Genomic DNA, 22916 nt, shown 5'->3' on the forward strand with positions numbered 1-22916 from the left:
TGTGAGCGACGAGCGAGATTCGGACGGCGAGCGCGACCACGCGGAGTGGGCGCGAGCCGTCATGACGGGCTACGACGGCGTGGCCGAGGCGTACGACGCCGACCGCCGCACCGCCGACGAGGTGCCGTTCGTCGAATCGGTGGTCGACGGGCTGGCGAGCGACGCCCGCGTGCTCGACGCCGGCTGTGGCGGCGGACGCGCCGTCCTGGAGACGCTCGCCGACGAGTACGAGACAGTCGGTCTGGACCTCTCGGCCGAGCAACTGGCGCTGGCGAGCGAGCGGGCGCCCGCCGCACGGCTGGTCCGCGGTGACCTGACGCGATTGCCCGTCGGCGACGATGCGGTGGACGCGCTGACCGCGCTCCACTCGGTCATCCACGTCCCCCGCGAGCGCCACGAGGACGTGTTCGCGGAGTTCGCGCGCGTCCTCCGACCGGGCGGTCGACTCCTCCTCACGACCGGGGTCGGCGACTGGGAGGGCGAGAACGACGACTGGCTCGACAGCGGCGCGGCGATGCAGTGGAGCTTCCACGGCCGCGAGCGGAGCCTCGAACTGCTCTCGGAAGCGGGATTCGCGGTCGAAGACGAGGCGGTCGTCGGCGACGAACTCGGCGGGGGCGAGTGGCTGTTCGTGAGCGCCCGCTTCGAAGCGGGGGAGAGCTGACAGACGCCAGTCGAGTCTGGGCCGTCCGCTGTCCCGACCGGGCCGTGTGCAGTCCCGACGGTGCCCTCGCGCCTACTTCAGGACCGGGCTGTCGACCGTCCGGAACCGATGCTCGCAACGGGGGCACTCGGCGAAGCGCCGCCCCGCGTCGTCGACGGTAGCGAAGCTTCGCGACAGGCCGACGTGACCGCAGTCGGGACAGCGGCGGACGAGCGGGGGGATCATCGGAGTCGCGGTTACCTACGCGCCCGAGCGGCAAGGGCGCGTCGGGGACGGCGGATCCCCCGGCGGGCCCTGCGGTGGCCGTCGCGTCGCTCCCGGCGGTCGGAGTGGCGGTCGCGGGGTCCGTCCCGAACGGTTTTGGAGTGTCCAGCCCACTCCCGGACCGTGAGCGGAATCGTGTTCTTCCGGACGCGGGACGAGGACCGGGTCGTCGAGTTCTACCGCGAGCGGGTCGGCGCCGAGACGTGGCTCGAACAGGACGGGTGTACGATCCTCCAGCACGGGGAGTTCACGTTCGGCTTCTGCGGACGTGACGCGACAGACGACTGCGGGATCCTCACGTTCTACTACGACGACCGGGGGCGCGTCGACGAACTGTACGAGCGGTTCGAGGACCGGGCCGACGGGCCGCCGGAGACTAACGACCGGTACGACGTCTACCAGTTCTTCGCGGAGGACCCGGACGGGCGGACGATAGAGTTCCAGACGTTCCTGCACCGGCTCCCCGGCGAGTCCGACTAGCGGGGTCGGTGGTCAGAACAGCCCGTAGGATTCCTGCAGGTCGCGATACGTCTGGAGGTAGCGTTCGAGGACTGGTGTGTGGTCGAACTCGCCCCACTCCTCGTCGACGGTGAGTCGCTCGAACTCGCCGGCGTCGACGATGGCGTCGGCGATCTGTTCGGGGTCGGTGGCGCGGAAGCTCCGCTCGGCCCCCTCGATGAGTTCGTGGGCGCTGGACTCGGCCTGGTACTCGACGATGCCGACGCAGCCACAGGCCATCGCCCACAGCAGTTCCGTGGCGAAGTACTCGCGATAGGCGGTCTGGACGAACGCGTGAGCGCCCTTGTAGAGCGCGACCCGCTCCTCGCGGTCGCAGGCGCCGGCGAAGGTGACGCGGTCGTCGATCCGCAGGTCGCCGACCTGTCGTTCGTAGTCCGCGCGACGCGGGCCGTCGCCGATGATCGTCGCGGTCCAGTCGCGGTCGCGTAACTCCGCGAGGCCGAGCAGGAAACTCTCCACGTTGGCGCTCTCGTCGAGCGGGTGGGCGAACGCCACGTCCACCTCCTCGGCGGGCTCGGTGTCACGGACGAGCGACATGTCGATGCTCTCGGGGACGACCTGCGAGGTGCTGTCCGTCGCGCCGAGCTCGCGGACGCGGGTACGGACCATCTCCGAGGGGGTGACGACCGTCTCCGGGAGGGTGGCGGCCCGCTCGGAGAACCGGGACTCGTCGACGTCCTCGTCGCCGAACCACTCGACGACGAGGGGGGCGCGGGCGAGCGTGCCGCCGAGGCTGGCGGCGAGGACGGTCACCGGCGGCTCGGGGCGAGCGTGGACCACGTCGGGGTCGTAGACCGCGAGCAGAGCCGGGATCCGGACGGCGAACGAAGTGAGGGCTGGCGAGAGGGTGACGCCCCGGTACGTGACGCCGTCGCGTTCGACGCGCTCGTCGGTGCCCTCCCACCACTGCGTGCAGAAGACGGTCACGTCGTGACCGCGGGCGGCGAGGTGGCGTGCGACGCGTTCGAACCGGCGTGCCCCTTCGGTGTCGCGATAGTGAGTCGTCTCCATCGAGACGAACGCGACGCGCATACGGTGGGGGATGGGGTCGGGTATCAAAAATCCCCACCATCCAACCGGGTACCGATCGCGTCGCCCCCTGAGGCCGGTAAGACCGTCGTACCCTGGACCGATTCGCACTGCCGCCGGAGTAAGTCGCACCTACCGTGCAGGAACCCTTATCATCGATGATCGGGATCGAAGGAGTAGTGAACCGCCGGAGATTCCTCGCAGGCGCCGGCGTCGCCCTGTCGGTCGGCATCGCCGGGCGACGGGCCGCGCGTCCGACGGATCCGGTCGTCGTCCGCGTCTGGTTCAGCGAGGCCGCCGCCGCGCACGACTCGCTCGCCGACAGGGTCGAGGGGTACCTCGGCAGCGCGCTCGAAGCGCCGCTGGGCGCCGTCGAGTTCGACTTCGTCCCGTCCCCGGTCGCCCTGCCCGCGGAGGGCGGGAAGCGCGTGCTCTCGATGCACTGGCCGTCGCGAGTCGTCGAGGGCGCCGTCGGGATGGGCGGCGTCGACCCGGTCGACGGCGTGAACCTGCTCGTCACGGACGGCGACCCGCGGAAACAGCCCGCCGGGTACGCCCGACCACACGTCGCCGCCGTGACCGGCGCGGGCTACATCGCGAGGATGGCGCCGGCCACCGAGACGCCGACGGTCGTGCCGTACTCGGTGCGGGCGGCCGCGACGCAACTCCTGCTCCACGAGTGCGGCCACGCGCTCGGACTCGGCCACGAGCACGGCTCAGCCCGACGCCGCGACGACGCGATCGTCGCGAGCCCGATGGTCGGGAGCTACGTCTGGGCGCCCGACCACGTGCGGGAGAACCAGCTCGCGGACGAGAGCGCGTGCGGCGAGTCGTTCCCGCGCGACAGCGCGGCGCCGAATCGACGACTCGCGCTTCGATTCACGGACTGCGCCGAGCAGGCGCTCCGGTAGCTCGCTACCGTCAGAGGACCGCTCGATCACTCGGCCGTCGCCGTCTCGGTCTCGGTCTCGGTGTCCGTCTCGTCGGTCATCTCGTCGCCCTCGTCGGTGGGCGTCTCTTCGGTGCCGCCCTCGTCGGTCTCGGTCTCGTCGCCGAGGCCGTCACCTTCCTCGGTGGGCGTTTCGTCGCCGATGCCGTCTCCGTCTTCCGGTGAGGCGCCGTCTCCGACCCCTCCGTCCTCGGCGCCGGGTGTCGCTGTATCCGCGCCCGGACCGGGACCTCCGCAACCGGCGAGGGCGACCAGGGCGACGATGCAGACTGTCGCGAGTACACGGTACATGCGATTTCGCCTAGGAGATGTCGACCTTTCGTTATTGACGGACATTCGGAGAAGGGACGCAACGTTTCCGCCGTTGTGACCGTTTCGTCGCTTCAAACGGACACTTACCGGTGACCTCTCTCACGCTTACCGTCGGCGGCCGGCGCCGTCGCGGCGGACGCCCGGAAGGACTTTCTCCGTGCCGCCGCTTGCCGGGCGTATGTACGACCTCGAGCGTTATCTCAACGTCCGGAGCGCGTACGGCGCCTCCTTCGCACCCGACGGGGCGATCTCCTTCCTGCTCGACGCGACGGGGACGCCCCAGGTCTGGACGCTCGACGCGCCGCTCGACTGGCCCGTCCAGCGCACCTTCTACGAGGAGCGAGTCACCTTCGCCTCCTGGTCGCCCGAACGCCGCGAACTGGTCTTCGGGATGGACGAGGGCGGCAACGAGCGCGCCCAGCTCTACCGCCTCGACCCCGACGACGGGACGATCACGAACCTCACCGCCCACCCGGACGCGAAACACCGCTGGGGCGGCTGGTCGCACGACGGCGACCGGTTCGCCTTCGCCTCCAACCGCCGCGACGAATCCGTCTTCGACGTGTACGTCCAGGACCGCACGGCGACCGGCGAAGATGCCGAACTCGTCAACGAGGGCGACGGCTGGGTCTCCGTCGGCGGCTGGTCGCCCGACGACGACCGCCTGCTCGTCTCGCAGGCTCACTGGAACTTCGACCAGGACCTCTACGTGCTCGAACTGGACTCCGGCGAACTGCGTCACGTCACGCCCCACGAGGGGGACGTGCGATTCACGAGCGTCCAGTGGAGCCCCGACGGCGACGCGTTCTACCTCACGACCGACTACGAGGCGGACACGAAGTACCTCGCTCGGCTCGACCTCGACGCGATGGGGCCCGACGCCGACGAATCGGACCTCGCGGACGCCCTCGATGTCGTGGCCGAGGGCGGCGAGTGGAACGTGGGCGGCGTCGCGCTCGACGACGAGACCGGTCGGCTGGTGTACTCGCGCAACGTCGACGGCTACACCGACCTGACCGTCGGCGAACTCGCGGGCTCGACCGATATCGAGGAGTTCCCGGCGCCCGACCTGCCGGGGAACCTCGCCGGCGGCGTCTCCTTCGACGAGGACGCCGAGCGGTTCGCCCTCTCGGCCACCGGCCGCACGGAGAACACGAACGTCTACGTGGTCGAGATGGAGACGGGCGCCGTCGAGCGCTGGACCGACGCCGCGACGGCGGGCATCCCGAAGTCGACGCTGGTCGAACCGGAACTCGTGCGCTACCCGACGTTCGACGGCAGAGAGATCCCGGCCTACTTCTCGCTGCCCGAGGAGTGGGCGGCCGGTGAGACGGGCGTGGCGGCGGAGCCGCCACGTTGTTCGGAAGCCGGCGAAGCCGGCCTCCCAGTGATCGTCGACATCCACGGCGGGCCCGAGAGCCAGCGCCGCCCCTCCTTCGCCGGACTGACGCAGTACTTCCTGTCGCGGGGGTACGCCGTCTTCGAACCGAACGTCCGCGGGTCGACGGGGTACGGTCGCGAGTACACCCACCTCGACGACGTGGAGAAGCGGATGGACTCGGTGGCAGATATCGAGGCCGCGGTGGAGTGGCTCACCGACCACGAGGCGATAGATCCCGACCGCGTCGTCGCGATGGGCGGCTCCTACGGCGGGTTCATGGTGCTCGCGGCACTGACGGAGTACCCCGACCTGTGGGCCGCGGGCGTCGACGTGGTCGGCATCGCCAACTTCGTCACGTTCCTCGAGAACACCGGGTCGTGGCGCCGCGAACTGCGAGAGGCCGAGTACGGTTCGCTCGCGGAGGACCGCGAGTTCCTCGAGTCCGTCTCGCCGATCAACAACGCGGACGCGATCGAGGCGCCGCTGTTCGTCCTCCACGGCGCGAACGACCCGCGCGTCCCCGTCGACGAGGCCGAACAGATCGCCGAGAAGGCCGCCGACCAGGGTGTCCCCGTCGAGAAACTCGTCTTCGACGACGAGGGCCACGGCATCACGAAACGCGAGAACAAGATCGAGGCCTACACGGCCGTCGTCGACTTCCTCGACGAGCACGTCTGAGATGAGCGACGGCGACGCGGACCCCGACGCGGACCTCCCGACCCGCTCGCGGGAGCGAGTCGACGACTGGCTCGCCGACCTGCGCGAGCGCTACGACGGGTTCGAGCGCGTCGAGAAGTGCTGGGACCTCTCGGCTGACGCGTACGAGCGCAACCGAGAACGGGTCGCGGCCGGCGCGAACGGCGGGGCCGGGATCTGGATCACGAACGACGCCGGGGCGGTACTGCTCGTCCGCAACGAGGGCGACGAGGGGTGGGCCGACCCCGGCGGGAAGCGCGAGGCGGGGGAGTCGTTCGAAGCGGCCGCCCGCCGCGAGGTCCGAGAGGAAGCGAACGTCGACGCCACCGTCACGGGCGTCCGCGAGGCGCACGTCCTCGAACTCGTCGACGAGACCGACCCGGACCGACCGGCCCTGTGGAGCCTCATCGTCATCTTCGACGGGGAGTACGCGGGCGGCGACCCGCGTCCCCGGGAGGGAGAGATCGCGGCGGTCGAGTGGTTCGAGGGGACGCCGGACGCGGTGCTGTACCCGGAGGTGGCCGACCGGCCGTTCCCGACGAACGGGTGAGATCGGGCGGCGGGCGACGGCGACCGAGCGGGATCGGGCGGAAGGCGACGCCAATCGGGCGTTCTGCCGGATGTGTGTAGCTCGCACATCCGTCTGAACGAAGGGACGGGTTTATCTGGGAGTGGACGCAGTTGCGGACAATGTCCGTCACCGAGGCCTCCCGCGACCGGGTGGAAGACCGACTGGTCGCGCTCCGGGAGGACTACAGTGGGTTCCCCATCAACCAGACGACGGTCGCCGTCTCACGGGACGCCTACGAGCGTGCGAGCGAGCGCTGTCGACGGGGTATCGTCGACGCGTACGTCCAGCTGTACAACGACGCGGAGGACGTCCTGCTGGTCGAACACGACGGGGAGTGGGTGGTGCCACGCGGCAAGCCGCGAGCGAGCGAACGGGTCGTCGCCGGGACCGAGCGAGCGATCCGGGACCGGACCGGCGTCGACTGCTCGCTCACCGGTCTCGAACGGGTCACGATCCTCGGCGTCCGCGACGAGGAGGACCCGGAACGGCCGCCGGTGTACCGACTCGTCGCCGTCTTCGAGGCGGAGGCCGACGCGGAGTCGACCGCCTCGGTCCCCGGACCGAACGGGGACGGCGGAGCGTCGGCCGACGACGGCGTCCGCTGGGAGGCGACGCTCCCGGACTCCGCGGTCCCTTCGCACTGACGCGGGTCGACCGAACAGCGCCGCCTGCGCTCCTCCCGGTCACCGGAACACTTAGCACCGCGCTCGCCCCTACTGCCGGTCAGTGGCAGCCATCGAGACCGACGGGCTCACGAAGCGATACGGCTCGGTCGCCGCCGTCGAGGGACTGGACCTGACGGTCGAGCGCGGGACGATATACGGCTTTCTCGGTCCCAACGGCGCCGGGAAGACCACGACGATGCGCCTGCTGACCGGGTTGACACGGCCCAGCGACGGCACAGCGACGGTCGCGGGCGTCGACGTGCGCGACCGCGACCGCCTCGGCGAACGCATCGGGTACGTCCCGGACACGCCGCCGCTGTACGAGAAACTCACCGCCCGCGAACAGCTGTCGGCCGTCGCCGACGTGCGCGGTCTCGACCCCGAACTGGCGCGCGAGCGCCTCCCCGAGCTCCTGGACCGGTTCGGCCTCGACGCGGCCGACGACCGCATCGAGACCTACTCCAAGGGGATGAAACAGAAGACCAGCGTCGTCCAGGCCATCGTCCACGAACCCGACGTGCTCTTCCTCGACGAACCGACGAGCGGGCTGGACCCCAACGCCGCGCGGACGCTGAAGGCCGCACTCACCGAACTGCGCGACGGCGGCGCGGCGGTCTTCCTCTCGACGCACGTTCTGCCGGTCGTCGACGAACTCGCCGACACGGTCGGCCTGCTGTACGACGGCGAACTGCTCGCCGAGGACGACCCGGAGCGGCTGAAGGCCGACCTCGACGGCGAGACGCTCGAGGACGCGTTCGTCGAGCTCACGACCGACGCCGACCCCACCGCTCGGCTGCGCGAGCAGTCATGAAGCCCGTCCATCCGGTCGTCGTCGTCGCGCGGACCTCGCTCCGACAGATCTACCGGAAGGTCCGCGAGTCGACCCGGATGACGGTGTTCTTCTTCGTCATCCCCGTCTTCTTCGCGCTCCAGCTATCGGGCCTGTTCGGGCCCGGCGCGTACGACGTGGGCCAGCAGTTCGCCCGCGGAGACAGCGTGGCCGCGGTCGCGCAGGTCCGCGGCGCGACGCTGTCGGGGCTCGTCCTGCTCTCGTTGATGGGCGTGCTCGGCGCCGCCGGGGGCAACAGCGAGTTCAAGGACCGGTACGTCGCCTTCCTGACGGCGACGTCGACGCGCTCGGTCGCGGTCGGGAGCGTCGCCCGCCAGACGGCCATCTGGACGGCGCTGTTCTGGCCGGCGGCGCTGACGGCCGGTGTGGCCTTCGCCGCCGGCGCCGACATGCCCGTCGCGGCCGTCTCGCTCGTCGCCGGCAGTTTCTGGTTGTTCGTCGTCGCCGGCGTCGTGACCGCGCCGGTCGGCTTCGCCGCTCGCTGGGTGCTCGACGGCTACGACCTCTCCGGCAACGCCCGCTTCGGGCTCGGCGTCGTCATGCTCGGCGTCTTCTACCTCGTCCTGTTCACCCGCGAGTACGTCAGCGCCGTCCTCGAGGCGACGCCGCTGTCGTGGGCCGGCGACCTCCTCCTCGTCACCGTCCCGGGCGCGGGCGCCTCGCCGGTCCTCGCCGGTGGATTCCTCGCCGTCTCGCTGGGGCTCGTGGGAGTGGCGCTCGCCGCGTCGGTCCGCCTCGCCGCGGCCGTCTGGTACGGCGACCACGTCCGCCGCCCGACCGAGGAGACCGAGGTCGCCGACGTCGGGCAGTCCACGCCGATCAGGGACGTGCTCGCGTCCGTCGTCCCGCGCCCGACGGCGACGCTCGTCGAGCTGACGTGGCGTCGCACCAAGCGCACGCCCAAGACGCTCTGGTACGTCTACCCGGGGGTGTTCGTCGGTCTCGTCATGGGCGAGCAACTCGTGTATCACGGCCCCTTCTCGACCGCGATGTACCCGGCGATCGTCGCCTTCGCCGGCTCGCTGGCGGCGGGGAGCGGGTTCACGCTCAACCCGCTCGGGACGGAGGGGGACGCGCTCCCCGGACTGCTCACGTCGGGGCTGTCCAGCGCCGACATCGTCCGGGCGAAGGCGCTCGCGGTCGTCCTGCCGGCGATGCCGCTGGTCGTCGGCGGCGCGCTGGGCGTCGCGCTCGGCGTCGGGGACGCGAGTCCGCTGGCCGTCCTGTCCGTCGGCGTGTTCGCGCTCGCGCTCGCGGTCCTCGCGCCCACGCTCTCGCTCGCGCTCGGCGTCCACTACCCGCCCGACTCCGAGGGGCTGCTCGGCGGGAGCGTCAAGGTGCCCAACAAGTCGGCCTCGGCCGTCTACACGGTCGGGATGATCGCGGTCGCCGCGCCCGGGTTCGGCGCCGTCGGCGCGCTCGCGCTCTCACCGTCGGTCGCACCGACCACGCTCGTCGGCGGCGTCGCCGTCACCGCCGCCGTCGCCTCCGTGGTGTCGTGGTTCGCCTATCGGCACGCGGTCGCGAGGCTCGACGCGTACTCGGTCGAGTGAATGGTAACCCGCGGGGGCGGGAGTCGACGAGCGAAGGAATCGAGTCGACTATCGGAGGTCGAGGTCCGTCTGCTGTTCTTCCTCGAGACGCTGACACCCGACGACCAGCGAATCCGGGATGGCGGTCGCGTTCGAATGGAGTGCCTCGAACACCGCTGCGACTTGCTCGAACTGCGGACCGCGAGCGGCGACCAGCGGCTCCCGCTCCCACTCGACGAACCCCAGATCCGCTAACATCGGCAGATGGGTGTGGTGCAACTCCCGACGGAGAGATTTCGGGTCGGCCGGGACGTTGGGGTTGACCGCGCTCTCCGGCAACGGCACTGACCCGTCCGCGGGAGCATCGCTCAGAGAGACGACGAGCTGACGACGCGGCTCCGCGGAGAGAGCTCTGAAGACGGCGTCCCAGTTCTCGATGATCTGTCTCCCGTTGTCGTAGCGGGTTGACACCATGCTGTGTCGATAGGGTCCGTGTCACGAACGTATGTAATTGCTGGACGTGACGATCCGAGAGACAGCACTGTCCGCGACACCTCGCTGGGATGCGGACGAGCGCTCATTCACCTGCTATCGAGAACGTGCGGTGGCACCGTCAGTAGCGACGCTCCGCGGTCGATCCGTTCGCCCGTCAGATGACGCCGGTGACGCGAGCGGCTTCACGGGCGGCTTCCTCGCTCATGCCGTCGCCGAGGATGGTGTAGCGGTCTCTGATCTCGTGGGCGGTCGTCAGCGCCTCGATGACGGTGTCGGCCTCGATACCGAGTTCCTCGGCGGTCGTCGGCGCGTCGATGCTCGCGAGCGCGTCGCGGATGTCGCGCCACTGGCCCTTCGGGCCGGAGTGGAGGTACTCGGTCATGATCGACCCGACGCCGACCTGGTGGCCGTGGAGGCCCGGGTCGGGGGCGATGCGGTCGAGCTGGTGGGAGAAGAGGTGCTCGGCGCCCGAGGCGGGTCGCGACGACCCGGCGATAGACATGGCGACGCCCGAGGAGACGAGCGCCTTGGTGACGATCCAGGCCGACTCCTCCAGTTCGGGCCGGATGGAGTCGGCGTTCTCGACGAGCATCTCGGCGGTCATCCGCGAGAGCGCACCGGCGTACTCGTGGTACTCGACGTTTTTCAGCCTGTGCGCGAGCTCCCAGTCGCGCACCGCGGTGAAGTTGGAGATGATGTCCGCACAGCCGGCCGTGGTGAGTTCCCACGGGGCGTCGGCGAGTATCTCCGTGTCGGCGACGACCGCGAGCGGCGGTTCGGCGGCGACGCTGTGACGGGTGTCGCCCTCCGGAATGGACGCCCGGCCGGAGACGATGCCGTCGTGGCTGGCGGCGGTCGGGACGGAGACGAACCCCTTGCCCACGTCCTCGGCGGCCATCTTCGTCACGTCGATCACCTTGCCGCCGCCGACGCCGACGAGATAACCGACGGAGTCGGCGACGGCGACTTCGATGACCTCCTCGACGGCGCCGAAGGTCGCCTCCTCGATGCGGACGACCTGCGGGTCGAATCCGGCGTCCGCGAACCCCTCGACCACGCGCTCGCCGGCGACCCTGGCCGGCGTCGGGCTCGTGACGATCAGCGGGTCGCCGGCGAGGTGGAGTTCGTCGACGGCCGCCACGGTGTCGTCCAGCACGCCGTGGCCCACGACGACGTTCCGCGGCAGCCGTATCCAGGTCGACTTCTCGAACATACTCCGACTCTCACACGGCGAGACAAAAAGATGGCCGTCACGTTCACGCGTGACAGTAGTTTTAGACGACGGCGGAGCCACCCTCCGGGCATGAGTCGTGTCAACGCCGGCAGCATTACCGACGCCGGCCGCCGGTTCGCGCGAAGCGCCGGACGGCGCGCGTTCGTCGTCGAACTGGCGGTCGCCGTCGGCCTCCTGGTCCTCGCACAGGCGTACCTGAACCTCCTGAACGTCGTCCTCCACCCGGTCCGAACGTTCGGCTCCCGTACGGCCAGCGGTCTACCCGCGATGGCGTACCTGTCGTTCGCCGTCGTCGACGAGGTACTCCGGAGCGTGTTGACCAGCGTGTGGGTAGCCCAGCTGGCGTAGGCGCCGCGCTCGGGGTCAGGCGGTAACCCCTAGAGCGTCTCCAGCACGCCCAGCACCCGCTCTTCCGGCTCGCGGTCCGGCCCCTGCTGGGCCTCGTCGGCCTCGGACTCCGGCGACGCCTCGACGGTCTCGGCGATAGCGTCTTCGGGCGCCACGGGGTCCCAGCCCAGCGACCGGAGTTTGTTCGTGTCGAGGACGTGTGGCGGGCCCCGGTACAGGGGGAACTCGGCCGGGTCCAGTCCACCGGCGGCGAGTTCGCGCTCGCCGGCGGTCACGACCTCCACGTCGGTGTCCAGCGCGTTCGCGACCGTCTCGACGGTCTCCCGTAGCGTCTGGAGTCGCCAGTCGCCGACGTTGTACGCCTCGCCGGGGGTCCCTTCCTCGGCGACGACGCGCAGTGCGCGGGCGACGTTCTCGACGCTCACGCGGTGCCAGAGGTTCGTCCCGTCGCCGGGGACGAGCACGCGGTCGTAGTTCGCGACCCGCTGGATCCAGTAGTCGAACCGGCGGGTGTAGTCGTGCGGTCCGTAGACGACGCAGGGGCGGACGCTCAGGGCGTTCACTCCGTCTTCTGCGGCCGCGAAGACGGCGCGGTCGCCCTCGGCCTTCCGCGCGCCGTACGTCTCGTGTGAGTCGTCGGTCGCCTGCGCGGCGCTACAGGGTTCGAGCGGCGTCTCGCCTTCGCGTTTGGGTACGTCTTCCGCACCGTACGCGGCGCCGCTGGAGACGTAGACGTAGGCGTCGGCGCCGTCGAACACCTCGGTCGCCGCGCGCACGTCGCGTGGTTGGTAGGCGACGAGGTCGACCACGACGTCCGGGTCCGTGGCCGCAGCGGCGGCGAGGTCGCTCTCGTCCGTGCGGTCGCCCCGGACGTGGTCGATACCGTCCTCGCCGGCGAACGGGCTCTCGTGTTCGCCGCGGTGGAAGACGGTCACGTCGTAGCCGGCTTCGCGGAACTCGTCGACGGCACGGCGGCCGATGAAGCGCGTTCCACCGACGAAGAGTACGTGTCGGGTCATACCGTCGATTGGTGCCCTCGGTGGTAAAAACCGGTGACCGACGGTCGGCGGACTCCGGGCGAGCCGTCGTGGAGGAATCGCTCGACAGAGCGCGTTTATAGGCCGTATAACAAAGGTACCGGGACCGTTCGTGTCGTGTATGCAGTGTGCAAACTGCCGGGAGGAGGGGAGACCTGCGTACACGCTTCGGGCGCACGTCGAGAGAGACGGGGAATCGGGCGGTCAGGACGAGGCCGAGTCGAGCGCGCGCACCGACGGGGGCGAGGCGGCGACGATCGACCTCCGGTTCTGTTCGCTCGTGTGTCTCCGCGCCTGGACCTGAACAGAGCCAAAGAGCTATCCGGGCGGCCCGTCCACGCACAGGCATGGAAAACGTCCATCCGGGACAGCGCGTTGCGGTTCTCGCAGACGCGCAGAACCTCTATCACACGGCCCGGAGCCTCTACACGCGCAACATCGATTACTCGGCGCTGCTCGACGAAGCCGTCGCCGGCCGCCAGCTGACTCGCGCCGTCGCCTACGTCATCCGAGCCGACGCCCCCGAAGAGGAGACGTTCTTCGAGGCCCTCGTCGACATCGGCTTCGAGACCCGCATCAAGGACATCAAGACCTTCGGCGACGGGTCGAAGAAGGCCGACTGGGACGTCGGAATGAGCCTCGACGCCGTCACGCTCGCCAACCACGTCGACACCGTCGTGCTCGCGACCGGTGACGGCGACTTCTCCCGGCTCTGTTCGCACCTCCGTCACGAGGGCGTCCGTACCGAAGTCATGGCCTTCCAGGAGTCGACCGCGGAGGAACTGATCGCGGCCACCGACCACTTCACGGACATGAGCGACGAAGTCGACCGATTCCTGCTCTGAAGGCGTCGCTCACGCGTCCGTCGAAACCGAAAAATCGCCGTCGAGACCGCTTCTCCGAGTTACTCGCCGTCGGCGCTCGCGTCTTCGGCCGCGTCGAGGTCCGCGAACTCGGCGTTGAGCGCGTTGCGCTTGACGCTCTGGATGCCGTGTATCGCACCGGTGCGTGAGGCGTAGCCTTCGCCGCTGTCGCCCACGATCTGGCCGTTCTCGTGGAGGAGTCGCCAGCGGTACTCGCCGGCGTTGTCCTCGTAGAGTTCGAAGGCGGCGCCGGTGTAGTCCAGCGCCGACGCCTCGGGCGCGTGCTCCCGGACGCGTTCGATGGAGTCACGAGCGCCCCGCTCGGAGGCGAAGCCCTCGCCGCCGTCGGCGATGATCTCGTCGTTGCTCGCGACGAGTCGCCAGCGGTACTCGCCGGCGCTGTCCTCGAACACCTCGAACGCGTCGTCGTCGCCGACGGTCTCGCGGACGCTTTCGATGCCGTCCTGAGCGTTCGTCCGCTCGGCGTAGCCCTCGCCGCCGTCGGCGAGGATCTCGCCGTTGCGGTGGATGAGCCGCCAGCGCCACTCGTCGGCGGCGTCGCGGTACACCTCGAAGGCCGCCGGGTCGACGCGGAGGTAGTCGGCGTCGCCGACGTACTCGCGGACGCGCTCGACGGCGTCCTCGACGCCGCTCCGGTCGGCGTACCCCTCGCCGCTGTCGGCGACGATGTTACCGTTCCGGTGGACGAGGCGCCAGCGGTACTCCCCGCCCGCGTCCTCGTACACTTCGAACGTCCCCTGGCTCTCGCCCGGCGGGTACGGTTCGACGGCGGGGTCCTCGTCCTCCTCGACCTCGACTTCCTCGTGGACGGCCGGCGCGCCGCCGGCGTTGTTCCGCACGCTCTCGAGGCCCTGTTCGGCCTTCTGGCGGGAACTGTACCCCTGGCCGCCGTCGGCGATGATGTTGCCGTTGCGGTGGCGGAGCCGCCAGCGCCACTTGCTGCCGCGGTCCTGGAACAGTTCGAAGCGTGCCTTGCTCTCCTCGACGGCGTCCGCTTCGCTCTCGTCGGTCTCACTGGCGTCGACGGTCGCGTCGGTCGCGGCCGTGTCGTTGTCGAACTCGTCGACCGCGGCGGCGTCGATCTCCGGGACGCGGCGCGTGCCGCCGACGACCGGGATCAGCGCGGCGCCGACGGCGATCAGGACGACGCCGAACCCGTACAGCGAGATGACCGGGATGGCCAGGCCGGCGTCGCGCCAGCCGGGATACACCAGCAGGAACCCGACGACGCCGGCCAGTGCGACCGCGCCGCCGGCGTACGCGACTCGGTTCGCCGTTCGCTGGAGGGGCAAGCGGATCACCGGACCGATCATCAGCAGTACGAGCGCGATAGCCGCGAGCGCGATGCCGGCTTTCCCCGGCGTCGTCGCAGTCGTCACGTCGCTCGTCAGGAACAGGAGTATCCCGAGGATCCCGACCAGGATCCCGAAGACGAACACCCAGTAGCCGTACACTTCGTCGCTGGTCGTGGGCTCCGCGATGCGTTCCTGGTACCACTGTACCATCACGTCCGGGTTGGACCGTTCACCTGACATGTGTCGGTATCAGTAGACGTATTTGCCACGGTTAAAGATGTATCACGATTCAAACGACAGGCTCGCCGCTGTACGTGTCGAAAAACGGGAGAACCGGAGAGATGGAGAGCGGCAGTATACACCGACTGATATCGAGAGATCTCGGCTCTACACCGGACGACCGGGGTCGGACGTGCCGACGAGCAGGGCGCCGGCGGCGAGACCGAGGGTGCCTGCGGCGATGGCGACGACGGGAACGCCCGCACCGAGCGTGCCCGGACCGAAGACGAGAACCGTGCTGACCGCCAGCAACAGCAACCCGAACGCGACTTTCCGTGTATCCGTCTCTGTCATAACACCCTCAGTTTGGTAATCGATCCGTATAAATTCTCCTGAAACCGCGTCACACGGCCACGATCGATCGTGATAGAATCGAAGGGTGTCGTGCATTGGTATCGTGGGACACGGTTCGGTCGGGGTGGCGGGCGTCACGGAGTGAGACAGATACAAGACGGGGCGGGGCAAACGGGGGAGCGATGGACGAGCACGACGAAGCGATGCTGACGCGGGTGGCCGACTACCAGTGGGGTCGGGGCGCCGGCACGGCGCTGTTCGCCGACGGCGACCCGGAGGTCACCCACACGAGTTCCGGGCGGCCGCGGCAGGTCATCGGCGCGGACGGCCGACTCGTCACCTACGCCACGGACGGGAGGTTCACCCTCGGCGTCGCCGGCGGGAAGCGCCTCCACGCCGCCCTCCCGGACGGTCGGTACCGAGTCGTCGTCGGCGACGAGAGCGAACCGTTCGTCCGCGAGGGCCGCAACGCCTTCGCCAAGTTCGTCAGCGACGCCGACCCCGGCATTCGCCCGGGCGACGAAGTCGTCCTCACACACGAGCGCGGCGAGGTGCTCGCCGTCGGCCCCGCAGAACTGAGCGGCGACGGAATGCTCGACTTCGAGACCGGCGTGGCGGTGTCCGTTCGGGACGGGGCGGAAGCGGACGGGAACGACTGAGCCGCCCCGTCCCGGGGTTCGGTGCGGTCGAGCGACGGAGATCAGGCGTCGAGGAAGCCGGCGATCGTCGTGGTCACCTCCCGCTGGGCTGCGGGCGAGAGGACGTGTTTTTCGCCCTCGAGGATTTTCGTCGTCGAGAGGCCGGAGAGCCGAGACCGGGCGCGGGGGACCGTCATTTCGGGCGGGAAGAACGGGTCGTGCTCGGCGACGAACAGCGCGACCGGCGCGTCGAAGCCGTCGAGTTCGGCTTCGGTCGCGCCGGGGAACTCCCGCTCGAGGTCGACGTGGCGGAGCGAGGCGGCGACCGTCTCCCGGACGACCGGGTCGGGATCGGACGCGGTCACCAGAGCCGAGAGAACTCGTTCGAGGAACCACTCGGACCCGAGATAGCGGTAGAGTATCGCCGGGAGTCCGACACGCAGCAGGGAGACGACGGATCCGGTCCCGAACCCGGCCGGGACGACCAGCGCGGCGCTGTCGATCCGGTCGGGCGCGACCGCGGCCGTCCGGAGGACGATACCGCCCCCGTACGAGGTCCCGACCATCGGCGCGCTCTCCAGCGTGAACGCGTCGAGGAGGTCGACCACCCACTCCCCGTAGCCGTCTCCGTCCGGGTCGACCCGCGTTTCGGCGCTGTGTCCCGGTTGCCCGATCGTGTCCGGCGCGATCAGTCGATACTCGTCGGCCAGCCCCGCGTACCACCCCAGCGTCATCGGGTTCGTGGCGTTGCCGCCGTGGAAGACCACGAGCGGCGGCCCGTCTTGCGGCCCCGCCAGGAGGACGTGCGTCTCGCCGTGTCGCGTCTCGACGTATCGCTCCTCGACGTCGACGCCGAGTCTCTCGACGGCTCTGGCGTAGGCCGCTCGTAGCACGTCTCGCCCCGTCGAGGAGCGGTAGATTCCCATCGGTCGACACGACGGCTGGCTCTCTCAAGTAGGTGCAGGGCGGAGCGCTCCGCCCGGTGATGGTTACGGCGAAGCCCGTATGCGGTCGGCCACTTCCGTCGCGAACTCGCTGGTACCCAGTCGCTCGCCGTCGTCGAGGTGTCGCTCGATGTCGTACGTCACTCTACCGGACGAAATCTGGGCCCGGAGAGCTTCCAGGACCACCTCGGACGCGTCCTCCCAGCCGAGATACTCGAACAGCAACCGGCCGGAGAGGATCATCGCGGTGGGGTTGACTTTGTTCTGGCCGGCGTACTTCGGCGTGCTCCCGTGGACGGGTTCCGCCAGCATCCGTCCGTCGCCGACGTTGGCTCCCGGGGGGACACCGAGACTCCCCAGTTGCGCTCCGGCGGCGTCCGAGAGATAGTCGCCGTTGAGATTCGGCATCGCCAGCACGTCGTACTCGTCGGTCCGCGTGAGCAGTTGCTGGAGCATGTTGTCCGCGATGCGGTCGTTGACGACTACGGCGTCCTCGGGCGGTTCGCCGTCGCGCTCCTGCCACAGGGTGTCCTCGGTGATCACTTCGTCGCCGTACTCCGCTTCGGCGACCTCGTAGCCCCAGTCGCGGAACCCGCCCTCGGTGAACTTCATGATGTTGCCCTTGTGGACGAGCGTCACCGAGTCGCGGTCGCGTTCGAGCGCGTAGTCGATAGCTCGTCGGACCAGTCGCTTCGTCCCGAACTCCGAGACCGGCTTGACGCCGATGCCGACCGGGCCGTCGTGGATCATGTCGTCGTACCCCATCTCTTCCTCGACGAACTCGCGGACTCGTTCGACGTCTGCCGTGTCCTCCTCCCACTCGATACCGGCGTAGACGTCCTCGGTGTTTTCCCGGAAGACGACGACGTCCATCTCTTCGGGGTCGTGCCTCGGCGACGGGAGCCCATCGATGTAGTACGCCGGCCGGACGTTCGCGTACAGGTCGAGTTCTCTCCGGAGTGCGACGTTCAACGAGCGGAATCCCGCGCCGACCGGCGTCGTCAGCGGTCCCTTGAGCCCGACGCGGAACTCGCTGAGCGCCGATAGCGTCTCGGCGGGGAGATTCTCGCCGTACCGTTCTCTGGCGGACTCCCCCGCGTAGACGCGCATCCAGTGGATCTCTCGCCCGGTCGCTTCGGCGGCCGCTCCGAGCACTCGTTCGGCCGCTGGACCGATATCCGTCCCCGTCCCGTCCCCGTAGATGATCGGCACGATGGGATCGTCTGGGACGTTCAGTTCGTCGGCCGCCGCGTCGGTCACCGACACCGGTTCTCCGTCGGGCGGAACCTCGATTCGTTCGTACTGTGGCACCATTGCTTCGACGTGTCGGCGAATCGGATAGCCAGTTGCTGATCGCACAAATATTGAAATCGGTGCGATGCGACTGGTCAGACCGTAAACTGCGCGGGAGAGCGCGGTGGCTGTCGAGTGGGGTAATGGCGGTGGCTGTCGAGTGGGGTAATGGCGGTAGCTGTCGAGTGGGGTGAGCGTCCGGCGCCGGAGGCGCCGGTTCCTCCGCGAGCGCCGCCGGCGCTCGCGGCCTTTTTCGCCCACGTTTTTGCCGGAGGGGTCGCGCACCGCGCGACCCCTCCGGGAAAAAGGTGGTTGTTAAGGCTTTTTGCGCCGGCCGCCAGAGGTAGGTGTATGTTCCCAGGAGGCGGCGGCATGGACGACCGCAAGATGCAGCAGATGATGAAGCAGATGGGTATCGACATGCAGGACCTCGACGCCGAGGAGGTCATCATTCGGACGGCCGACGAGGAACTCGTCTTCACCAAGCCGGACGTCCAGCGCATGGACGCGCAGGGCCAGCAGACCTACACGATCGTCGGCGAACCCGAGTCCCACGCCGTCGGCGAGGGCGGGAGCGAACCCGCCATCGAGGAGAGCGAGGGCGACAACGGGGCCGCGGAGATCCCCGACGAGGACGTGGAACTGGTCGCGACGCGAGCGGGCGTCGGCGAGGACGAGGCGCGCGACGCGCTCGAAGAGACGAACGGCGACCTGGCGGCGGCCATCGAGCGGTTAGAGTGAGCCTGCTGTTCGTCCACGAGGCGGAGGGTCGCGAGCACTTGCTCGGGCCGGGCGACACGCTGGAGTCCGACCTCGGCGTGATGGAGGTCCCCGAGGACGTCGAACCGGGCGACATCGTCGAGACGCATCTGGGCGAACCGTTCACAGTTCGGAAGCTCCGCGGACCGGATCTGTTCAATCACTTCGAGCGGACGGGCGCGCCGATGATGCCCCGAGATATCGGGTTGATCGTCGGCCACACCGGGATTTCCGCCGCCGACCACGTGCTCGACGCGGGGACCGGGACCGGCGTGCTATCGGCGTATCTCGGGCGCTGTGGCGCGACGGTGACCACGTTCGAGCAGGACCCCGAGTTCGCCGACGTGGCCCGGGAGAACATGGAGCTGGCGGGCGTCGCCGACCGCGTGGACGTGCGAACCGGCGACGTGACCGGGCAACTGGGCGACCTCGGCCGCTACGACGTGGTGACGCTGGACACGGCGGACGCGCCGACGATGGTCGAGCGGACGCCGAACCTGCTGCGGGACGGCGGTTACGTCGCGGTCTACTCGCCGTTCGTCGAGGACACGCGGGAGGTCGTCTCGGCGGCTCACGAGGTCGGGCTGGCCGACGTCGAGACGCTGGAGACGATCCAGCGCGAGATGGACTTCGACGACCGCGGGTCGCGCCCCTCGACGGCGGGCGTCGGCCACACCGGCTATCTCACCTTCGGCCGTCGGGTGTAGCGACTCGCTGTGCCGTTCTCCCCGTTCGCGTCCGAACCCGTTCAGTCGACGGCTCGGAGGATGTCGAGCAGTGCATCTCGGTAGTCGCTCGGCGAGCAGTGGAGGGGCGCGTGGTCGTCGCTGTCGTCGGCTTCGACGCCGAGTCGGTCGGCCAGCGAGACTCGCGGATACGCCCCGCCGCCGACGGTGATATCGCCGTCGCTCCAGACGCCGACCCACCCTTCGACCGGGACCGACTCCCGGTCGTCGAGGGCGACCTCACCGGTCACTTGCCGGAGTCGCCGTCGGCCGCCGGTCTCGGTTCTGACGCGCTCGCGCCGGCCGCGCTCGACGTCGACGACGCCGCGGGCTCGCAGGTCGTCGGCGAACCGTCTGACCGCCTCGCTTCGCACCGACGGCAGAATCATCGCCGGCCCGATGCCGGGCGCGAGCGGCGGGCGAAAGGCGAGTCCGGTCGCGAAGACGAAGCGCCAGGACAGGTCGACGGCGCCGTCGGTCGCGGCGCGGACCGCCGCTCGAAGGTCGGTGTCCTCGTAGAGAAGCGTTCGGCCGCGCACGTCGGCCCCGTCGACGCCGAACAGCGTCTCGGTGGTGTCCGCGACGCGCTCCCAGCAGTCGCCGAGCAGGTCTTCGGGGACGGCGGGGGCGGGGACCCCGCCGTCGGGGGCGGTCGCGGCATCGGTCCGAGTCAGCGGGCCGTCAGTGGTCGTCCTCGCGCCACTTGTGCTCGCACTCGGTGCAGGTGAAAAACCGCGTCTCGCTCTCGTCGGCCGCGCGGATCTGTTTCATCTCCCAGAACGCGCGGTCGTTGCCACACTCGGGACAGCGAGTCTCGGTCGTCGGCCCCATATCGGCGGCGTCCACGTCGGAGGTGTCGACGACTTCGCTCTCCTCCTGGCCCTGCGTCGTGACGGCGGTCTTGGCCTCTTCGGCCTCGTCGCGTCGTTCCTCGGCGCCGCAACTGTCACACACCCATGCGTCTCCCTCGGTCTTCATCATCGAACCGCACTCGTCGCAGAAGTTCATACCCGGCGTACACCGCGGCTCCTTGAAAAATGCCCGGATCCGCCGTCCGGCCCGGGGCGGAACGCGGACGCCGCTGGGGACCGAAATACGTCAGAAGTGGAGGAACAGTCCGTCAGTCGGCTTCCGACCACTGGCCGCAGGCGTCCATGTCCTCCATGAGTTCGTCGTGGAGCCCGCAGTAGGGGGTGATCTTCTCGTCGACTTTGACGTACTCGAAGTGAGCGCAGTTGCCGCAGTAGGCGTCGGGTCGACCGCGCTCGCTCGCGGTCTCGAGGAACTCGGCGTCGGTGCGATCGTCGACGGTGGCCGACCCGCCGTCGGCCGCTGCGCCGGCGCCGCGACCGGGGTTCGAGCGTGGTCCGCTGGAGTCCGAGAGGATCTCGGCGTCCTGACCCCGGCTCGTGGGTTCGTTCCCGGGCGGGTCCTGCCGGTTGGTCTGGGTCTGGACCTCGCCCTGCGGGTCCGAGCCCAGGAAGCCGACGCTGCCGAAGCCACCGCTCGGTTCGGCGTCTTCGACGAGGCGGACGTTCCCCTCCTCGGTGATATCCATGCGGGCGGTGCCGCCGGGGTCGTTGCGGGTCTTGAACGTGGCGAGACCGGCGAACACGCAGGAGAGGGTCGTCATCGCGCCGAAGAAGTAGACGGCGACGGTGACGAGCGCGAGCGGGTCGCCGGCACCGAACCACTGCTCGGGGTAGGCGACCCGGAACAGGGCGACGCCGAGGAGGCTGACGCTCGCGCCGATGACGGACGCGGCGCGGGTGGTCCGGCCGGCCGGGAGGACGGCGAAGACGCCCAGCAGCGCCGCCGGGAGTCCGAGTCCCGCGAGCGTGCCGGCGAGCGTGCGCGCAGCGATGCGGTCGAGTCCGAGCGATGCCCCCGCTGTCGTCGTCGATACGACGATGCTCCCGACGACCATCGCCGCCCCTGCCGCGAAGAGACTCGCCCCCGTGTAGAACCGACGAGAGGTCGTCACCGTCCGCAGGTGCCCCTCGTACACTTCCGTCAGGCTGGCCATACGGATCGATCTCCGTGAGACACCAAAACAACCCGTCAGACGCGCGTCTGACTCCGTCGACGCGCTCGCTCCGGAGTCGCGCGGACTGGGTGGAAAAACGGACGAACGGGACCGCTGCGGTCGATCCGGTGTCAGCGGCGGAATCGGCTCAGCGCGTCGCTCGTATCAGTCGGCGGCCGTGTCGACCCGCCGGTCGGTATGCTCGGTCGCCGGCGTCGCGGCCATGCGGTAGAGCTGCCAGACCAGCAGGACGACCAGCCCGGCGATCACGAGGCCGGTCCTGATGTTCGGGTCGATCAGGGGAGTCGCGATCACCTCACCGGCGTCGTTGGTCAGCGGTGCCGCCCCGTAGGGCTCGCCCGCGAGCATCTCGACGATGCCGAGCACGACGACGCCCATGAGTATCAGGGCCCCGCCGAGTGCCATCGCCGCTCTGTCGATCGTGTCGTCGATAGTGTCTTGCATTGGTGGTCACCGCCTCAGCCGAGTATGTATTTGAGCTTCGGGTGCTGTTCGACGAGCTTCGTCCGCTCGATCAGGGGCGCGAGGCCGTAGTACCGGCCCGCGGCCAGCGCGGCCATCGTGATCATGAGCAGCAGGCCCATGAAGTCGCCCGTCACGAGCCCGTGCCCGAAGCCGGCGTTCCCGACCCAGAACAGGGTCATGAAGAACGCCCCGCCGAACGCGGCGAGTCGCGTCAGGACGCCGAACATGATCCCGAGCCCGATGAGCGTCTCGAACAGCGGGACGCCCGGCTCGATGAGCCACGCGAGGTTGTTGCCCATCCAGACCGGGATGCCGCCCAGGGCCGTCCCGTCCATGCCCTGCATGTAGATCGGCCCGTAGCTGTAGGCCAGCCCGTTCTCGATCAGCTTCGTCGCGCCGGCGTGGAAGAACCACCAGCCGGTGATCACGCGCAGGATCGCGACCCAGTACGTCGCGATCGGGCCGCCCATGTCGAACGCGAACTCCTCGCCGAGTGGGTTCGCCGCTTTGGTTGCCATAATCGTCACCTCACATGTGTAGGTGGGTGCCGATAGCACATATAAAGCGGAGCACGTTCCCGGTAACTGAAAATCGACAGACGGCGACGCCCCGGTTCGAGATAGATTGTAAAACACCACACGAACAGGGGTCCGAAATCGGGGCTGCGAGCGGCTGGTCGAAGGCTGGCGGCGCGCTGAACGGCAGAAGGTCGAGACGGCGAGCGACGCGCCGGGGGCTCCCGGGAGA

General features: G+C 69.4%; 28 protein-coding genes. 14 read left to right on the forward strand and 14 right to left on the reverse strand.

What is annotated here, in order from left to right:
- Position 1: 1 nt before the first annotated feature.
- Entirely contained in the window at positions 2 to 664 is a 663-nt protein-coding gene (locus D1409_RS20095) for a class I SAM-dependent methyltransferase (RefSeq protein WP_123538785.1), read from the forward strand.
- Between the two features lie 387 nt (positions 665 to 1051).
- Entirely contained in the window at positions 1052 to 1408 is a 357-nt protein-coding gene (locus D1409_RS20100) for a VOC family protein (RefSeq protein WP_123538786.1), read from the forward strand.
- Between the two features lie 12 nt (positions 1409 to 1420).
- Here the strand turns inward: D1409_RS20100 and D1409_RS20105 are convergent, their stop codons facing one another.
- Positions 1421 to 2479 carry a glycosyltransferase gene (locus D1409_RS20105; RefSeq protein WP_123538787.1) on the reverse strand — a complete coding sequence of 353 codons (1059 nt, stop codon included), beginning with the start codon at positions 2477 to 2479 and terminating at the stop codon, positions 1421 to 1423.
- A 176-nt stretch (positions 2480 to 2655) separates the two neighbouring features.
- On the opposite strand from D1409_RS20105, the gene D1409_RS20110 reads away from it, so the two are divergent.
- On the forward strand, positions 2656 to 3387 hold the full coding sequence (locus tag D1409_RS20110) for a zinc metalloprotease (RefSeq protein ID WP_123538788.1): 732 nt from the start codon (positions 2656 to 2658) through the stop codon (positions 3385 to 3387).
- Positions 3388 to 3413: 26 nt separating this feature from the next.
- On the opposite strand, the gene D1409_RS24830 is transcribed toward D1409_RS20110, so the two are convergent.
- On the reverse strand, positions 3414 to 3716 hold the full coding sequence (locus D1409_RS24830) for a hypothetical protein (RefSeq protein ID WP_164471808.1): 303 nt from the start codon (positions 3714 to 3716) through the stop codon (positions 3414 to 3416).
- A gap of 199 nt (positions 3717 to 3915) precedes the next feature.
- Between D1409_RS24830 and D1409_RS20120 the strand changes: the two genes are divergently transcribed.
- The 5 genes from D1409_RS20120 to D1409_RS20140 all read left to right on the forward strand — a co-directional run bounded on the left by D1409_RS20120 (position 3916) and on the right by D1409_RS20140 (position 9453).
- Positions 3916 to 5796, forward strand: a complete 1881-nt coding sequence (locus D1409_RS20120; RefSeq protein WP_123538789.1) for a S9 family peptidase — start codon at positions 3916 to 3918, stop codon at positions 5794 to 5796.
- Position 5797: 1 nt separating this feature from the next.
- Positions 5798 to 6364: an NUDIX hydrolase gene (locus D1409_RS20125; RefSeq protein WP_123538790.1), complete on the forward strand. Its 567-nt coding sequence runs from the start codon at positions 5798 to 5800 to the stop codon at positions 6362 to 6364.
- Positions 6365 to 6504: 140 nt separating this feature from the next.
- On the forward strand, positions 6505 to 7029 hold the full coding sequence (locus D1409_RS20130; protein ID WP_123538791.1) for an NUDIX domain-containing protein: 525 nt from the start codon (positions 6505 to 6507) through the stop codon (positions 7027 to 7029).
- A gap of 82 nt (positions 7030 to 7111) precedes the next feature.
- The gene (locus tag D1409_RS20135; RefSeq protein ID WP_123538792.1) at positions 7112 to 7861 is read left to right on the forward strand and encodes an ABC transporter ATP-binding protein; all 750 of its coding nucleotides are present in this window, start codon (positions 7112 to 7114) and stop codon (positions 7859 to 7861) included.
- The gene (locus D1409_RS20140) at positions 7858 to 9453 is read left to right on the forward strand and encodes a hypothetical protein (RefSeq protein ID WP_123538793.1); all 1596 of its coding nucleotides are present in this window, start codon (positions 7858 to 7860) and stop codon (positions 9451 to 9453) included. Before D1409_RS20135 ends, D1409_RS20140 begins: the two co-directional genes overlap by 4 nt.
- Before the next feature lie 48 nt (positions 9454 to 9501).
- Here the strand turns inward: D1409_RS20140 and D1409_RS20145 are convergent, their stop codons facing one another.
- Entirely contained in the window at positions 9502 to 9906 is a 405-nt protein-coding gene (locus D1409_RS20145) for a hypothetical protein (protein WP_123538794.1), read from the reverse strand.
- Positions 9907 to 10081: 175 nt separating this feature from the next.
- On the reverse strand, positions 10082 to 11140 hold the full coding sequence (locus D1409_RS20150) for an NAD(P)-dependent glycerol-1-phosphate dehydrogenase (RefSeq protein WP_123538795.1): 1059 nt from the start codon (positions 11138 to 11140) through the stop codon (positions 10082 to 10084).
- Positions 11141 to 11230: 90 nt separating this feature from the next.
- On the opposite strand from D1409_RS20150, the gene D1409_RS20155 reads away from it, so the two are divergent.
- Entirely contained in the window at positions 11231 to 11509 is a 279-nt protein-coding gene (locus D1409_RS20155; RefSeq protein ID WP_123538796.1) for a hypothetical protein, read from the forward strand.
- 29 nt (positions 11510 to 11538) lie between these two features.
- Here D1409_RS20155 and D1409_RS20160 read toward each other — a convergent pair whose 3' ends face one another.
- Positions 11539 to 12528: an NAD-dependent epimerase/dehydratase family protein gene (locus D1409_RS20160; RefSeq protein WP_123538797.1), complete on the reverse strand. Its 990-nt coding sequence runs from the start codon at positions 12526 to 12528 to the stop codon at positions 11539 to 11541.
- 139 nt (positions 12529 to 12667) lie between these two features.
- On the opposite strand from D1409_RS20160, the gene D1409_RS20165 reads away from it, so the two are divergent.
- Positions 12668 to 12850 (forward strand): hypothetical protein, encoded by a 183-nt coding sequence (locus tag D1409_RS20165; RefSeq protein WP_123538798.1) that lies wholly within the window; start codon positions 12668 to 12670, stop codon positions 12848 to 12850.
- Between the two features lie 43 nt (positions 12851 to 12893).
- Positions 12894 to 13391 carry a LabA-like NYN domain-containing protein gene (locus tag D1409_RS20170; protein ID WP_123538799.1) on the forward strand — a complete coding sequence of 166 codons (498 nt, stop codon included), beginning with the start codon at positions 12894 to 12896 and terminating at the stop codon, positions 13389 to 13391.
- A 59-nt stretch (positions 13392 to 13450) separates the two neighbouring features.
- Here the strand turns inward: D1409_RS20170 and D1409_RS20175 are convergent, their stop codons facing one another.
- Positions 13451 to 14965, reverse strand: coding sequence for an HVO_2922 family protein (locus tag D1409_RS20175; RefSeq protein WP_235853637.1), 1515 nt, complete (start codon positions 14963 to 14965; stop codon positions 13451 to 13453).
- A gap of 147 nt (positions 14966 to 15112) precedes the next feature.
- Positions 15113 to 15298 carry a hypothetical protein gene (locus D1409_RS20180; RefSeq protein ID WP_123538800.1) on the reverse strand — a complete coding sequence of 62 codons (186 nt, stop codon included), beginning with the start codon at positions 15296 to 15298 and terminating at the stop codon, positions 15113 to 15115.
- Between the two features lie 182 nt (positions 15299 to 15480).
- Between D1409_RS20180 and D1409_RS20185 the strand changes: the two genes are divergently transcribed.
- Entirely contained in the window at positions 15481 to 15957 is a 477-nt protein-coding gene (locus D1409_RS20185; protein ID WP_123538801.1) for a PUA domain-containing protein, read from the forward strand.
- A gap of 41 nt (positions 15958 to 15998) precedes the next feature.
- Here D1409_RS20185 and D1409_RS20190 read toward each other — a convergent pair whose 3' ends face one another.
- Together D1409_RS20190 and icd are read right to left on the reverse strand one after the other, a co-directional pair.
- Positions 15999 to 16862, reverse strand: a complete 864-nt coding sequence (locus tag D1409_RS20190) for an alpha/beta fold hydrolase (RefSeq protein ID WP_123538802.1) — start codon at positions 16860 to 16862, stop codon at positions 15999 to 16001.
- Positions 16863 to 16925: 63 nt separating this feature from the next.
- Entirely contained in the window at positions 16926 to 18194 is a 1269-nt protein-coding gene (icd, locus tag D1409_RS20195; RefSeq protein WP_123538803.1) for an isocitrate dehydrogenase (NADP(+)), read from the reverse strand.
- 330 nt (positions 18195 to 18524) lie between these two features.
- On the opposite strand from icd, the gene D1409_RS20200 reads away from it, so the two are divergent.
- Positions 18525 to 18914, forward strand: coding sequence for a nascent polypeptide-associated complex protein (locus D1409_RS20200; RefSeq protein ID WP_123538804.1), 390 nt, complete (start codon positions 18525 to 18527; stop codon positions 18912 to 18914).
- Positions 18911 to 19639 carry a methyltransferase domain-containing protein gene (locus D1409_RS20205; RefSeq protein ID WP_123538805.1) on the forward strand — a complete coding sequence of 243 codons (729 nt, stop codon included), beginning with the start codon at positions 18911 to 18913 and terminating at the stop codon, positions 19637 to 19639. The genes D1409_RS20200 and D1409_RS20205 overlap by 4 nt, the downstream gene beginning before the upstream one ends.
- A gap of 41 nt (positions 19640 to 19680) precedes the next feature.
- Here the strand turns inward: D1409_RS20205 and D1409_RS20210 are convergent, their stop codons facing one another.
- The 5 genes from D1409_RS20210 to D1409_RS20230 form a co-directional block, all read right to left on the reverse strand.
- Positions 19681 to 20196: a hypothetical protein gene (locus tag D1409_RS20210; RefSeq protein ID WP_235853639.1), complete on the reverse strand. Its 516-nt coding sequence runs from the start codon at positions 20194 to 20196 to the stop codon at positions 19681 to 19683.
- Positions 20197 to 20338: 142 nt separating this feature from the next.
- On the reverse strand, positions 20339 to 20665 hold the full coding sequence (locus D1409_RS20215) for a transcription factor S (protein ID WP_123538807.1): 327 nt from the start codon (positions 20663 to 20665) through the stop codon (positions 20339 to 20341).
- Between the two features lie 112 nt (positions 20666 to 20777).
- The gene (locus D1409_RS20220) at positions 20778 to 21683 is read right to left on the reverse strand and encodes a DUF7139 domain-containing protein (RefSeq protein WP_123538808.1); all 906 of its coding nucleotides are present in this window, start codon (positions 21681 to 21683) and stop codon (positions 20778 to 20780) included.
- 165 nt (positions 21684 to 21848) lie between these two features.
- A complete protein-coding gene (locus tag D1409_RS20225; RefSeq protein ID WP_123538809.1) occupies positions 21849 to 22148 on the reverse strand; it encodes a hypothetical protein in 300 nt (99 codons plus the stop codon).
- Positions 22149 to 22162: 14 nt separating this feature from the next.
- Positions 22163 to 22687 (reverse strand): DoxX family protein, encoded by a 525-nt coding sequence (locus D1409_RS20230; RefSeq protein WP_123538810.1) that lies wholly within the window; start codon positions 22685 to 22687, stop codon positions 22163 to 22165.
- Positions 22688 to 22916 lie beyond the last annotated feature (229 nt).

It is taken from the genome of Halosimplex salinum, assembly GCF_003730195.1.
GTDB classification, from domain to species: domain Archaea; phylum Halobacteriota; class Halobacteria; order Halobacteriales; family Haloarculaceae; genus Halosimplex; species Halosimplex salinum.

Excerpts from the sequence above, each read along its gene's own strand:
- D1409_RS20230 (WP_123538810.1), bottom strand. The coding sequence starts at position 22,687 with ATGGCAACCAAAGCGGCGAACCCACTCGGCGAGGAGTTCGCGTTCGAC.
- D1409_RS20150 (WP_123538795.1), bottom strand. The coding sequence starts at position 11,140 with ATGTTCGAGAAGTCGACCTGGATACGGCTGCCGCGGAACGTCGTCGTG.
- D1409_RS20175 (WP_235853637.1), bottom strand. The coding sequence starts at position 14,965 with ATGTCAGGTGAACGGTCCAACCCGGACGTGATGGTACAGTGGTACCAG.
- D1409_RS20145 (WP_123538794.1), bottom strand. The coding sequence starts at position 9,906 with ATGGTGTCAACCCGCTACGACAACGGGAGACAGATCATCGAGAACTGG.
- D1409_RS20155 (WP_123538796.1), top strand. The coding sequence starts at position 11,231 with ATGAGTCGTGTCAACGCCGGCAGCATTACCGACGCCGGCCGCCGGTTC.
- D1409_RS24830 (WP_164471808.1), bottom strand. The coding sequence starts at position 3,716 with ATGTACCGTGTACTCGCGACAGTCTGCATCGTCGCCCTGGTCGCCCTC.
- D1409_RS20140 (WP_123538793.1), top strand. The coding sequence starts at position 7,858 with ATGAAGCCCGTCCATCCGGTCGTCGTCGTCGCGCGGACCTCGCTCCGA.
- D1409_RS20200 (WP_123538804.1), top strand. The coding sequence starts at position 18,525 with ATGTTCCCAGGAGGCGGCGGCATGGACGACCGCAAGATGCAGCAGATG.
- D1409_RS20160 (WP_123538797.1), bottom strand. The coding sequence starts at position 12,528 with ATGACCCGACACGTACTCTTCGTCGGTGGAACGCGCTTCATCGGCCGC.
- D1409_RS20170 (WP_123538799.1), top strand. The coding sequence starts at position 12,894 with ATGGAAAACGTCCATCCGGGACAGCGCGTTGCGGTTCTCGCAGACGCG.
- icd (WP_123538803.1), bottom strand. The coding sequence starts at position 18,194 with ATGGTGCCACAGTACGAACGAATCGAGGTTCCGCCCGACGGAGAACCG.
- D1409_RS20105 (WP_123538787.1), bottom strand. The coding sequence starts at position 2,479 with ATGCGCGTCGCGTTCGTCTCGATGGAGACGACTCACTATCGCGACACC.
- D1409_RS20120 (WP_123538789.1), top strand. The coding sequence starts at position 3,916 with ATGTACGACCTCGAGCGTTATCTCAACGTCCGGAGCGCGTACGGCGCC.
- D1409_RS20165 (WP_123538798.1), top strand. The coding sequence starts at position 12,668 with ATGCAGTGTGCAAACTGCCGGGAGGAGGGGAGACCTGCGTACACGCTT.
- D1409_RS20130 (WP_123538791.1), top strand. The coding sequence starts at position 6,505 with ATGTCCGTCACCGAGGCCTCCCGCGACCGGGTGGAAGACCGACTGGTC.
- D1409_RS20185 (WP_123538801.1), top strand. The coding sequence starts at position 15,481 with ATGGACGAGCACGACGAAGCGATGCTGACGCGGGTGGCCGACTACCAG.
- D1409_RS20225 (WP_123538809.1), bottom strand. The coding sequence starts at position 22,148 with ATGCAAGACACTATCGACGACACGATCGACAGAGCGGCGATGGCACTC.
- D1409_RS20220 (WP_123538808.1), bottom strand. The coding sequence starts at position 21,683 with ATGGCCAGCCTGACGGAAGTGTACGAGGGGCACCTGCGGACGGTGACG.
- D1409_RS20125 (WP_123538790.1), top strand. The coding sequence starts at position 5,798 with ATGAGCGACGGCGACGCGGACCCCGACGCGGACCTCCCGACCCGCTCG.
- D1409_RS20190 (WP_123538802.1), bottom strand. The coding sequence starts at position 16,862 with ATGGGAATCTACCGCTCCTCGACGGGGCGAGACGTGCTACGAGCGGCC.
- D1409_RS20215 (WP_123538807.1), bottom strand. The coding sequence starts at position 20,665 with ATGAACTTCTGCGACGAGTGCGGTTCGATGATGAAGACCGAGGGAGAC.
- D1409_RS20180 (WP_123538800.1), bottom strand. The coding sequence starts at position 15,298 with ATGACAGAGACGGATACACGGAAAGTCGCGTTCGGGTTGCTGTTGCTG.